Source organism: Flavobacterium sp., assembly GCF_036405015.1.
Classification (GTDB): Bacteria; Bacteroidota; Bacteroidia; order Flavobacteriales; family Flavobacteriaceae; genus Flavobacterium.
The window spans coordinates 17061-28031 of the sequence record NZ_DASWYK010000043.1 but is presented as its reverse complement, the minus strand read 5'-3'; the positions used below and the strand labels follow the sequence as shown (position 1 = coordinate 28031).

Below are 10971 nucleotides of genomic sequence, written 5' to 3'. Positions count from 1 at the left end.
GAACATATAACTCTTAAAAGGATATATAAAAAACAGCATAAAAATTACTTTTATTCCCTTTAAAATACCGAATCATAATTCCTGTCGGCATTAGGCCATCCAAACAATAGATTCTTCGAAAAACAAGTCATTAAGAGTCTTTTCTCAAAAGAAACAAAGGAAGAAACATTGTTACCGATTTAAAACTATCACAGATCAATACACTAATCTTTTAATTATAATGCAAAACACTAAAAACAATAATAAATGAAAATCAATAAAATATGCTGCATCGGCGCCGGATATGTCGGCGGGCCCACTATGGCAGTTATTGCGCAAAAATGTCCAGACCTGACAGTTACTGTAGTAGATTTAAATCAGGAACGAATTAATGCCTGGAACGATGAAAACACAGATAATATTCCCATATTTGAGCCAGGTCTGAGCGAAGTTGTTGCAGAAACAAGAGGGAAAAATTTATTTTTTTCAAGTGATGTAGAAAAAGCGATTGAGGAGGCACAAGTCATTTTTATTTCAGTAAACACACCTACCAAAACCTATGGAAAAGGAAAAGGGATGGCTGCAGATTTAAAATATATTGAATTATGTGCGAGACAAATCGCTAAAGTGGCAAAAGACAACAAAATTGTGGTCGAAAAATCAACACTTCCTGTGCGAACTGCCGAAGCTATTAAAAGCATTTTGGACAATACTGGCAACGGAGTACAGTTTCAGATTTTATCTAATCCAGAATTTCTTGCAGAAGGTACAGCCGTTTCAGATTTACTAAATCCTGATCGTATTCTGATTGGTGGCGATCAGACTCCTGAAGGTTTAAAAGCTATCAATACACTTGTTGACATCTATGCCAATTGGGTACCGAGAGACAAAATCTTAACGACCAATGTATGGTCATCAGAATTATCTAAATTGACTGCCAATGCTTTTCTAGCACAACGTATCTCTTCTATCAATGCTTTATCGGAGCTTTGCGAAAAAACAGGAGCAGATGTTAATGAAGTAGCAAGAGCTATTGGAATGGACAGTAGAATTGGGCCAAAATTTCTAAAAGCATCGGTAGGTTTTGGCGGTTCTTGTTTCAAAAAGGATATTCTAAACCTGGTTTATATAGCCAAAAGTTATGGTTTGCAACAAACAGCTGATTACTGGGAGCAGGTTATTATCATGAATGACCATCAGAAAAAACGATTTGCGGAAGGAATAGTAAAAACACTCTATAATACCGTTGCTGGCAAAAAAATTACTTTTTTAGGTTGGGCTTTCAAAAAGGATACGAATGACACAAGGGAATCTGCTGCTATTTATGCTGCTGATGATTTAATTAGCGAACAAGCTGCTGTTTGTGTTTTTGATCCAAAAGTAAGTAATAAGAAGATTTTAGCAGATTTGGATGAATTACAAACCAGAACGCCAGATAAAAATGCTCAAAGCATCAGTTCATTTGAAAACCCATATGAAGCCTGCAAAGATGCACATGCAATAGCCATATTAACAGAATGGGATGAATTTACCGAATATGACTGGCAGAAAATTTACGAATCTATGCAAAAACCTGCTTTTGTTTTTGACGGAAGAAATATTCTGGATAAAACAAAACTGCAGAAGATCGGCTTTGTCTATCAAGGAATTGGTTCTTAATAAAAAACGCCTCATTTTATTGAGGCGTTTTTTTTTAGTTACATATTATTCCTTATTTTTTTCTCATGAAAATCCATTCCAGTAAATCTGTTGTTATCTATTTTCAATGTCTTAACACCAGAATTAATGCTTTCAGATTCCTCTACCCCTTTATTGTCTATGTCGTTATTAAAAAAATACGACACATCAAAAAATAATAAATCAGAAATCGAAATTCCAAAAATATCTGCCAATCTTGCAATTTTAGTAATCGAAATATCAATTTCTCCCCTTTCAATTTTACCATATCCACTATAAGTCATTTCCAATTCACCAGCGACAAAATCTCTAGTAAAATTTTTCATTTCTCTAATAGTTCTGATATTTTTAGAAACAATTTTGTTCATAATTTAATTCAATATGTTTGATAATAGGATAATTTTAAAAAGCTTATTTACAGGAACAAATAAATAAAAACACTATGCTAAAAACTAAAATTGTACGTACTGTTTAAAAAAAAATAGCATTGAATTAAAATACTATTGTTAAAGATCTATAATGCAGTTCAAAAAATAGAAAACAGTTTTTTAATTAACGCTTAATTTTTGGAGAAACAGATTATTAATAAAAGAAAAAACGATTGATTTTTTTTCTCTCTAACCCGATTTATTATTTTGATGATCTATCAAACCAATTGCAATCTTTGATTCTTCCTGGAAGTATTTCAGATGAATAATTACTTAACGTAGATGGTCTTTTTTTTTTAACAGACAAAGATCTACTTTCCTGACTTTTATTTTTTTCTAATTCTTCTAATCTCGCAGTAAGAACCAGTGTTAATTCATTAATTTTAAAAGGCTTAACCAAAAAACCATCTGCTCCATCCGTCAGACATTTTTTTATTAAATCTATTTCGTTTTTTGCTGATAAAAAAATAAAGGGAATGTGCTTATAAGAAGTACTACTTTTAACGATGTCAAACAACTCACTGCCGTTCATAACAGGCATAACCATATCGCATAAAATCAGGTCAGGTACAGCGTGTTCCAAAAGATCCAGAGCTTCCTGTCCATCTGCTGCGGTTCTTACATTGTAATTTTTGAAGACCAAAAGTTCCTTAATAGTCTCCCGTACATTTGGTTCATCATCTATAAGTAGAATTTCAATTTTGCTCATAAGGAAATGTCAATTTAACAGTTGTTCCAAAATTTTCTTTGGTTTTTAACTCTACAGTTCCGTTTAAAAATTCAGTAAATTGTTTTACTATTACAAGTCCAAGACCAGAACCAATAATAGAATTAGTATTGGAAGCACGGAAAAATGAAGTAAATAAATTAGGAAGGTCTTTTTTGGGTATCCCTAAGCCGTAATCAACAACCTGTATCTCGATATTATTATCTAAATAATTAATAATCAATTCAGGATCTGGTCTGCCTGCAGAATATTTAAAGGCATTACTGATAACATTTGTAAGTATATGGACAATAAGCGATTCGTCTGTAAAAAAGGTCCTTTTCATTCCTTTTTTAATCACTTTTATCTCAGTACCATTGCTATCATTAAAATAGGTTTTGGTTAGTGTCTGAATAAATTCATTAAAATCGATAGGCTGAATTACCTTTTCAATCTTTTTAGCTTCCTGCTTTCCGAAGACTAGAATATTATTCATTAATTCGGTCATTCTCTCTACCTCATTTTTTATTCTGGAGACAATAACTTTGCAGTCATCAGATAATTTTTTTTCAGAATGATCTGTTTTAAGTTCTAAAAGTTCTGCGTTGGAATAAATCACAGTTAAAGGAGTTCTGAACTGATGAGAAGCAATTGAAACAAATCGAGATTTCAATTCATTGAATTTTCTTTCTTTTAAGAATGCGGCTTTCATTTCTTTATCAGCCTTAATTCTTTTGGTTATGTCCCTGCTAGAAGTTTGGAATCCAACAATATTTTTTTCTGAATCCAGCATCACTTTTGTCGATGCTTCGAGCCAGACATAAGTGCCGTCTTTTTTCTGAAATCGAAACGTTATGGTTTCGCTCTGATGCGTATTAACCAATGACTGATGATACTGTTTAATACTATTTAAATCCCTTTTATGAATAAAGTCCCAAGGACATTTCCCGATTAATTCTTCGGGATTGTAGCCAATAATTTCATTTGCCAAACTTGAAAGATATACCAAGCTGCCTTCTTTGGAGTACTGGCAGATTAAATCAGTGGTATTTTCGGCAATGAATCTAAATTTGGCCTCGGAAAGAACTAATTGTTTTTCTTTTTCAACCAGTTCACTAATATCCATATAAGTTCCAATAACTTTTTTTGGAATTCCATAACTGTTGAATTTGAGCAGACCCGAATATTTTGCGGGAATTGAATGTCCGTCTTTGTGAATTATTTTTATATTTCCTTCAAAACGATCAATTCTTCCGGCAACAAAATCGGTAAATTCATTTAAAATAGCTCCCCAATCTTCGGTAGAAAAAATCGTTTTCCAGAAATCAGGATTTTGTTTAATTTCTTCATTCGTATATCCTAAAATTCCAAACCAGTTCAAACTAAAATTTGTTTTACCTGTCTCTATATCAAATTCCCACATGGCCTGATTAGAACTTGACATAAAATAATTGAATTTCTCAATGGTTCTCTCCAGTTTAGATATAGTGGCAGTCTGGCTGACTCGAAGCCCTAGGCTCTTGCTGATAGTTTGCAATACATAAATTTCTTTCTCAGTCCAAATCCTTTCATTCTTGCAATCTTCAAGTCCCAGCCATCCCCAGAATTCGTTGTCAGAAAAAATGGGCACAAAAAAAAATGATTTGACATCCCTAAGCTTCAAAACCTTTTTTAATAACTTATTATGAATATCTTTACCTGTCCCAAACCTTGATTTTTCTCTTGATAAAAAACTATCAAGATCTGAAAAAATACTATTAAGACTTCTGCATGCCCCAAAATGGCTTATATAAGGTTCTACACCATTATTACACCATTCGTAAGCATAGGCATAAGCATAATCAAAACCTACAAGATTGCTATTATTTATATTTTTTAGAATATAACATCTGTCAAGGTCATGCTCTAAACCAATATCTCTAATACAAAAATTTAAAGCATCATCTATTGAGGAACACTCTAATAGATGATTGTTGATTTTAGAAACATACGAGAGTAGCTTTTCCATTTCTTCTTATCATTTTTTCAAATAAGAAGCTAAAAGTATTACATTTTATGTTTTTTTTTCAAAATAATACTCATAATCTAAAAAATAACCGTAATGATTTAAAATAAATTCACCAATGCTTAAACAAAAAACAAAAATCACCATTATTGAAGACGATATTGTGCTGGGAAACACAATATCGGAGATACTAAAACTAAATAATTTTGAGGTAATATATTTTAAGGACAGCACAGAAGCGCTGCGTTATCTAAACAAAAATATACCTGACATTATCATCTGCGATATGGTAATGCCAAATATGAATGGAGAAGAATTATTTTTTAAAATCCGAAGAAATACTAAATTCCATATCATTCCCTTTATCATGATTACTGCCAACATAGATGATGATGTAAAATTTAAACAACTGGAGAATGGTGTCAATGATTTTATTATAAAACCATTTAAGGTACAGGAACTTATTTTTAAAATCAACAATTTAATTTCTCTAAAAAACAATATTGAAAAAAAGTTTAGTCCCGACCCATTTTCAAAAATTACAATAAAATTATCCGAGAAAGATTTTATTACCTCATTAAATGAAATTTTAATCAAAAAAATAAAATCCAACATTGACATGAATGAGCTGGCAGGAGATCTTTCAATCAGTAAATCTACTCTTGATAAAAGAGTTAGGAAATTGACCAACAAAAACGCCAGTCAATATATACGGGAATTTAGATTAGACTATGCCGTTAAATTGATTCGGTCTGGTGAAAGAAATCTAAAATATATTGTTGATGAGACTGGTTTCAGTTCATTTTCTTATTTCTCAACCAGTTTCAAATTGTATCTTGACAGTACCCCGCGTGATTTTATAAAATCTATCGAAAATGAAGAATAACTTATTTCTTTGTCTAACTAATCTAAAATTAGAAAGCCTTTTCTAATTAAATTTTAAAAATCAGACAAAGATTTTAGCATGTTATTTGAGTCAGAATTAAAAACATAAAATTGATTTTTTATTAAATGCTTAAATTTTGACTCAATTTAATATTGCATATCTTCTATAAAAACACTGCTAGCCCTTGTAGTTATAAAATCATTGGTTTACTATCCTGATTTCTCAAAAAACAAAAAAAACTTATAGTCAAAAAAACTATTAGTACATCTCGTTTAAATGGTTGTACACTTCTTAAATTATATAAATATAACATTTCTGGGTAATATTTTGAAAAATCAAACATTTTTTGTGATATAATTATTACAATAAAAAATAATATTTTACCTTTTTTCTTTTCTGTTTTAAATTATTAATCTAAGTTTACGTAGCAGTACAACTTAATCTGACACTTATTTGAAAGATTCGTTGGCTGTTCAAATTATGGTAAATCAGTATTGCTTTTGTGTTTCGATGCTAACAAACTATATTATTAGATTTATAATACATAAATAAAGAGAAAGTATGTGTTTACAATTTTTAACAAAAAGACCTTGAATATCAATTTTACATTGATCAACATCTAAAAATAATCATTTTTCGTATTTACTTAAAGAATTTGTGTAACACTGAATTACCAGAAATAAAACAAAAGTTGTATGGCTAAAATATTACTTATTGATGACGAGGAAACATTAAGAATGACAATTGGTGAACTCCTTTCTTTTATTGGCCACAAAGTTTGTGAAGCTAAAGATGGAAAAGAAGGACTGGCAAAAGTTTGCGAATTTCAACCTGATGTTATTCTTTGTGATATTATGATGCCTAAACTTGATGGTTATGGTTTCATGCTACAACATAGTACATCGAAACACAGCTATATTCCAGTTATATTCCTTTCTGCTAAAATAGAGGCTGAAGACTTAAAAAAAGGAGCTGATTTGGGAGTAACACAATTTTTAAAAAAGCCTTTTGCTTTCAATGAACTAAAACTTATTATAGAAAATCTTCTTAGCAAAAAAGATTCTCTATAAAAACTGATTTATTCAGAAGAAGAATCTCTGAAATTCAGAATTAGAATTATAAAAAGCTTTTTGCAAAATTTAGCCAATAAGCAGCCAACAAAAACCAGAGTATTTTTCTCTGCTTGTTTTTCCGTCATTTTAAAACTCTACTAATTTTTTTAATCAAAAGTTACTTTCTCTTTGACTATATCTTCTTCAAAAATCGAGCGATTAACATTTTTCCTACAAAGAATAAAACCTTTAAAAGGATAAAAATTGATAATTAAGAATATCTTACTTCTTTAAAGGTCTCAAAAAAACATAAAACATTACCAAATTTGTACCTGTTGTAAAACAATCTATTCAAGATATTGATAAAGAACTTTTTTGGGGGAAGTTCTAACTTCATTTTAAATCTAACCAAGTTAAAATTGAACAGTAATCAATAAGCTAAGAGTTTGTTTAAGAAAACAGCTCAATAGATGTACAAATTCAATTACCGGCCTAAACGCTGGTAATTGAATTATAAAAACGTTTGGAATTACAGTAGCAATGCCACATATTTATCAAAACAATTTTGGAACACTTTATGCTGACCGAATAAGTCTTTTGATTTATAATCAAAAAAGAACGATACGAACACAAGACATTGTAAAAGTTAGGTTTATAAAAAGAGAAACAAACTACTTAAGTTGCACTATATTATTTACAGTAACTATTCTTTTTTATATTCTAAAACCTTCCGAAGTAACTCTAAAAATCGTTTTTATTACTTTAATATTCCTATTGATAAATCTCAGTTTGATGTTCAAAAAAAATAAAATTATTATTGTCAAAAAAAATAATTTTATAAAAATTGATGTAGAAAAAAAACTTGTAGGAGACGCAGAAAACTTAATCAATTGTTTAAAGCAATTAAACCAGTTGTACTAAAAACAACGTTACAATTTTTCTAAAAATTAATCCTTAACCATAGTAAAACCAACTATTTCAGCAGGATTTGTATATTAGCATTTTTAAAATTAAATATACAAACATAAAATCTGCCTTAATCTCCATTGCTCTTTAATAGCATCCAACATTCTTCAGTTTTAAATATGGATTTATATTAAAAAACAATAGATATAAGATAAAAATGAAACAGGGCTGATAAAACTAACTACCTAACTATCTGAAACATAAAAACAATATAATGGAACTTAAATTCAGTCACATCGATATTTTGGTTAAAGACCTTGAGACAGCTTGTAATTACTATGCAGAAATGCTGGGAGCTAAAATCTCACGAAAATATACTTGGGAAAGAGACGATCTCCAGGTAAGTTATGCTGTTGTTAGAATAGGTCTCGAACATTTTATGCTGGTGCAGCCTGTAAGTGGAAATTTGAAAAAACTTTTAGATGATAAAGGAGAAGGTACTATCTATCGCCACTGCTACTCTACTCCTGATATTGAAAAGATATTCGATCAACTTATCGACAGAGGCATACAACCTGAGGATGAAAATGGAAATGCCCTTTCAAAAGAAAGTCTTAACTCTCCAAGCGGGGTAAAGATTATTTGGCTTCCTAAACGTTTTGGAGAATTCTCTATTGAAATACTGGAAGAAGAAGGACTTCAAAATTTTATGATTGATGCGTTTTCCCCAAACCATTAAAGAAGAAAAATTTAGCTTTTAAAATTAAATCTTTAATACTAAATGAAGTAATTACCTAGAAGCAATAAACCTGTCTGTAAAATAAAATACAGACAGGTTTATTGAATTATTAAAGCTTCTAAATAAGCACGATTTGATTAGCGTACAGACTTTAAACTAATTTTTCCTGTCTGAAGTCCATTTCCTTTTACTTCCAATTGAATCGCTCCAGCATTTTTAACTGCTTTAACCAACACTACAAGCTTACCACTGAAAAGTTTCATATGATCCTCATGAAACATTTCTAATGAAGTAGCATCACCATTACATGCTGCTCTGTAAGTTGCAGCACCTGTTACTTTAAATTGAAGTTCATTAGTTGCTGTGGGACATGGAATTCCGTTTTTATCTACCACTGAAACTGTAACAAACGAAATATCTTCGCCATCAGCTTTTATTGTTTTGCGGTCTGCTTCAAGAACAATTTTATAAGGATCGCCAGCAGTTTTAACCTCGCTTTCAGCTGCTATTTTTCCGTTAGAATCAAACGCTACTACTTTTACTGTTCCAGGTTCGTATTTTACATCATTCCACATCAAACGGTAACGGTTTTGTGGAGTTGAGTTATTCTTTTTCTGAACTCCCATACTTTTTCCGTTTACAAAAAGTTCTGCACTATCGTAATTAGTGTAAACAAAAACTGGAGTAATTTCTCCTTCTCTACCTTTCCAATTCCAATGTGGCAATATATGAAGTGTTTTTTCCTTTGTATTCCATCTGCTTCTATATAAATAAAAACGATCTTTAGGAAGTCCTGCTAAATCTGAAATTCCAAAATAAGAACTTCTTGAAGGCCATTTTTCATCATAAGGTGTTGGTTCTCCAAGATAATCAAAACCAGTCCACACAAATTCTCCAATAACCCACGGTTTGTCATCCTGAAGTACAAAATCATCATCAGGAACATTAGACCAGCTGCACGCTTCAAGATCATAAGAAGAACTTTGGAAATCATCGTACTGCTTATTTTTCGCCTGAACAACTGGAAACTTGTAAATTCCTCTTGAACTTACTGTCGAAGCTGTTTCTGAACCTAAAATTAATCCTTGCGGAAAGGTTTTATAAGCTTCTTCGTAAAGATGAACTCTGTAATTTAATCCTGGAATATCCAATAAAGCTCCAAAACCAGATTCCATAGTTGCTTTTACCTGATCCATACCAACAGTTACAGGTCTTGTAGGATCTTCACGGTGAAAAATGTCCTGCAGCCATTGGGCACGTTTTACCCCTTCGGCTCCCCATTGATCTGGAACTTCATTTCCTGAACTCCACATTACAATACAAGGATGATTTCTGGTTGCTCTAACTAAATTTACAACGTCTTTTTCTGCATATTCTTTAAAGAATCGATTATATCCGTTTTCTACTTTTGGCTTTGCCCATTCGTCAAAACTTTCAGCCAAAAACATAAATCCCATTTCGTCAGCCAATTCCAACTGCTCGAAAGAAGGCATATTATGAGAACTTCTAATTGCATTACAACCTAAATCTTTTAGAATTGTAAGCTGTCTTTTGAGTGCTGCTTTATTTATAGCTGCTCCAAGAGGTCCTAAATCATGATGAAGACAAACCCCTTTAAATTTTGTCACTTTACCATTAAGACTAAAACCTTTGTTAGGTTCATATTTTATGAATCTAATACCAAATTTTATATTTTGCTCGTCTTTTAAAGTTCCATCAGCCGAATATAGTTTAGTTACGGCTGTATATAAATAAGGCGTCTCAGGACTCCATAACTTAGGATTTGCAACCGAAATGATTTGATGAAATTTCCCGTCTTTCGTTTCGGTACTTTTTTGCGTTGCTACAACTTTATTTTGAGCATCCTTTATTTGGGTCACCATCGAAACATTTTTGCCATGAAACTCTGCTTTAATATCAACATCGGCATTATTTTCTTTCATATCGGGAGTAGTAATGAAAGTTCCCCATTGTGTAAAACTTTCCTCCTCAGTTACGATAACACTAACTTTTCTGTAAAGACCTGCTCCAGGATACCATCTCGAAGAAAATGGCAGATTCGTCAATTTTACAGCCAACAAATTTTCTTTACCAATAAGCAAATCATTAGTAATATCAATATAGAAATAACTGTAACCATAGCCCCAATTTCCTATTTTTTTTCCATTTAAATAAACCTGAGGCTCGCTCATAGCGCCATCAAAAACAAGGAGTGCTTTTTTTCCTTTCTTAAACTGAGGAATAGTAAATGTATTGCGGTACCAACCCGTTCCAATATGCGGTAATGCTCCAGTTCTTCCTGTTTTCTCAGTCGCTTCTTTTTCACCGTTTTGTTCAATGATTCCGGTTTGAAGATCCCATTTTTTATCAAAAGGTCCGTAAATGGCCCAATCGTGCGGTACAGTCACTTTTTCCCATTTTGAAGCATCGTAATCAACAGAAAAAGCATCGCCTTTAACCTCTTTAGAAAAACGCCAGTTATCTTTTAAAATAGTAGTGGATTGTGACATCATTTTTCCTGATGAAAAAATCAGTAGAGAAAAGAATAATGTTGATTTAAAAATTAGTTTCATTTTTTGTTTTAATTTTTTTT

8 protein-coding genes are annotated in these 10971 nt (G+C 31.5%); 4 read left to right on the top strand and 4 right to left on the bottom strand.

Features of this window, described 5'->3' with window-relative positions; all coding sequences use genetic code 11:
• Positions 1-246 precede the first annotated feature (246 nt).
• Positions 247-1638: a UDP-glucose 6-dehydrogenase gene (locus tag VGE71_RS03490; RefSeq protein WP_331137057.1), complete on the top strand. Its 1392-nt coding sequence runs from the start codon at positions 247-249 to the stop codon at positions 1636-1638.
• Between the two features lie 38 nt (positions 1639-1676).
• Here VGE71_RS03490 and VGE71_RS03485 read toward each other — a convergent pair whose 3' ends face one another.
• The 3 genes from VGE71_RS03485 to VGE71_RS03475 form a co-directional block, all read right to left on the bottom strand.
• The gene (locus tag VGE71_RS03485) at positions 1677-2024 is read right to left on the bottom strand and encodes a helix-turn-helix transcriptional regulator (RefSeq protein WP_331137056.1); all 348 of its coding nucleotides are present in this window, start codon (positions 2022-2024) and stop codon (positions 1677-1679) included.
• A 262-nt stretch (positions 2025-2286) separates the two neighbouring features.
• A complete protein-coding gene (locus VGE71_RS03480) occupies positions 2287-2793 on the bottom strand; it encodes a response regulator (RefSeq protein ID WP_331137055.1) in 507 nt (168 codons plus the stop codon).
• Positions 2780-4798: a PAS domain S-box protein gene (locus VGE71_RS03475; protein WP_331137054.1), complete on the bottom strand. Its 2019-nt coding sequence runs from the start codon at positions 4796-4798 to the stop codon at positions 2780-2782. The genes VGE71_RS03480 and VGE71_RS03475 overlap by 14 nt, the downstream gene beginning before the upstream one ends.
• Before the next feature lie 115 nt (positions 4799-4913).
• On the opposite strand from VGE71_RS03475, the gene VGE71_RS03470 reads away from it, so the two are divergent.
• From VGE71_RS03470 to VGE71_RS03460, 3 genes are all read left to right on the top strand, one after another.
• Positions 4914-5681, top strand: a complete 768-nt coding sequence (locus VGE71_RS03470) for a response regulator transcription factor (protein ID WP_331137053.1) — start codon at positions 4914-4916, stop codon at positions 5679-5681.
• 695 nt (positions 5682-6376) lie between these two features.
• Entirely contained in the window at positions 6377-6751 is a 375-nt protein-coding gene (locus VGE71_RS03465; RefSeq protein WP_331137052.1) for a response regulator, read from the top strand.
• Positions 6752-7913: 1162 nt separating this feature from the next.
• Positions 7914-8378: a VOC family protein gene (locus VGE71_RS03460; protein ID WP_331137051.1), complete on the top strand. Its 465-nt coding sequence runs from the start codon at positions 7914-7916 to the stop codon at positions 8376-8378.
• 137 nt (positions 8379-8515) lie between these two features.
• Here the strand turns inward: VGE71_RS03460 and VGE71_RS03455 are convergent, their stop codons facing one another.
• A complete protein-coding gene (locus VGE71_RS03455) occupies positions 8516-10951 on the bottom strand; it encodes a DUF4982 domain-containing protein (RefSeq protein ID WP_331137050.1) in 2436 nt (811 codons plus the stop codon).
• Positions 10952-10971 lie beyond the last annotated feature (20 nt).

Bases quoted from the DNA above. Each gene is read 5' to 3' on its own strand.
- VGE71_RS03490 (WP_331137057.1), top strand. From the start codon at position 247: ATGAAAATCAATAAAATATGCTGCATCGGCGCCGGATATGTCGGCGGG.
- VGE71_RS03485 (WP_331137056.1), bottom strand. From the start codon at position 2,024: ATGAACAAAATTGTTTCTAAAAATATCAGAACTATTAGAGAAATGAAA.
- VGE71_RS03480 (WP_331137055.1), bottom strand. From the start codon at position 2,793: ATGAGCAAAATTGAAATTCTACTTATAGATGATGAACCAAATGTACGG.
- VGE71_RS03475 (WP_331137054.1), bottom strand. From the start codon at position 4,798: ATGGAAAAGCTACTCTCGTATGTTTCTAAAATCAACAATCATCTATTA.
- VGE71_RS03470 (WP_331137053.1), top strand. From the start codon at position 4,914: ATGCTTAAACAAAAAACAAAAATCACCATTATTGAAGACGATATTGTG.
- VGE71_RS03465 (WP_331137052.1), top strand. From the start codon at position 6,377: ATGGCTAAAATATTACTTATTGATGACGAGGAAACATTAAGAATGACA.
- VGE71_RS03460 (WP_331137051.1), top strand. From the start codon at position 7,914: ATGGAACTTAAATTCAGTCACATCGATATTTTGGTTAAAGACCTTGAG.
- VGE71_RS03455 (WP_331137050.1), bottom strand. From the start codon at position 10,951: ATGAAACTAATTTTTAAATCAACATTATTCTTTTCTCTACTGATTTTT.